Genomic DNA, 1,370 nt, shown 5'->3' on the forward strand with positions numbered 1-1,370 from the left:
CCATTGCACCGGTCCATTGCCTGCTAACAAGCCGCCAAAACCAGAACAAGACCCTATAATCGGGGCAAGTGCTTCTACCTTGAAAAGACCTGTTGCCGTTTTCGTTTCTACCCTTTGATAATTCGAAGAAACATAAGCCCCTTTTACCCATAATCCCGCTTCTGCTGCTCGACGGTTGGCTAAACCAGCAAGAGGCTTCCCACCGACCTTATTCCATTTTTGTAATTCAACAGGAACGGCTTCATAATCGCCTTGATTAAGCTTCTTCAACAATGTTGACTTGCAAAAAGCAGCTTTTCCTACATTATAGCAAAACGAGACCAATGCCGCGAATTGGCAATCCGTTAACGAAACCGTAACCGATTCCTCTACCGTCTGCTCAAATTGCTTTAAGTCTTTACAAAGGATTTTTTCTGCTTGCTCTTGGCTAATACACATGCCTTTTTTGACAAGGGGATGACCCGCATTGCTGGTGTGACCATAACCAATCGTCCAAACACATGCCGTATCTCTATAAGCCTCTAAACGCAAACCTTCCCATTGTTTGATAAGCTCTAATGCTTCTTTCGATATCTTTCTCATCTGACGCTCCATAAAAAAAAGCCCCACAAAAGTGGGGCTGGATAAAATGATGTTCTAATCAATCTCGCACTAATTATAATAAAATGGGTCGCTACATCCACGGGCGCCTATTTTTTCATCTTCTACATAACGAGAATGCGCAAAATTCCGTACAAGATGATCATTGTTAGAGCCACCAGTCCAATCGCCTCCTCCCAACATAACATTTATGTCTACACGTAAACTGCTTCCTTGCTCCCCTGTATGCCATTTAGTCACTGGATAACAACCAGACAAATATTGCCACACATAACCGCAACCATCCTCACAACCAATATGCGAAATCATCCGTCTATTGTTTGTATCAACGTGTCCTCCAGATGTCTTAGGAGAAGGCGCTTGATTGCCGACAATACTGGTTGCTTGATTACTTCCATACATGCATGGCGAAAACTCATCACTCGTCAAAAATCTCTTATTAACAAACCAAAAATCAAATGCATGATCCGCATAGCTACGATTGGTCGTAATCGGAACACCATATGCCGACTTTGCATTTACACCTGTCCCTGATTGAAGATAAATATCAACCCAAATATTATGCCACGGATTGTAAACCATCCCTTCTGGACTACTACACAGGCGGTGATTTAAACACCAAACAGAATTGGGCAAAACATCCCCCGCTTGATAACCTGATAAGAGATGACCTTCAATCTCACCAACATCCGCACATAGCGTATGAAATCCGCCAATCTTTTCAGAATTATCCTTTGTATAGCCATCAGGAGCCGTCGGATTTTGCGAAA

At 42.8% G+C, this 1,370-nt stretch carries 1 protein-coding gene and 1 pseudogene; both read right to left on the reverse strand.

The window, feature by feature from the left end:
- On the reverse strand, positions 1 to 582 hold a 582-nt coding region (locus ACFIJ9_RS08595), incomplete at its 3' end, for a lysozyme (RefSeq protein WP_375636777.1).
- Positions 583 to 651: 69 nt separating this feature from the next.
- Positions 652 to 1,370: pseudogene (locus ACFIJ9_RS08600) on the reverse strand (hypothetical protein); the annotation flags it as partial.

Origin of the sequence: Bartonella sp. MR90HLJMH (genome assembly GCF_042194115.1) — a bacterium.
Classification (GTDB): domain Bacteria; phylum Pseudomonadota; class Alphaproteobacteria; order Rhizobiales; family Rhizobiaceae; genus Bartonella; species Bartonella grahamii.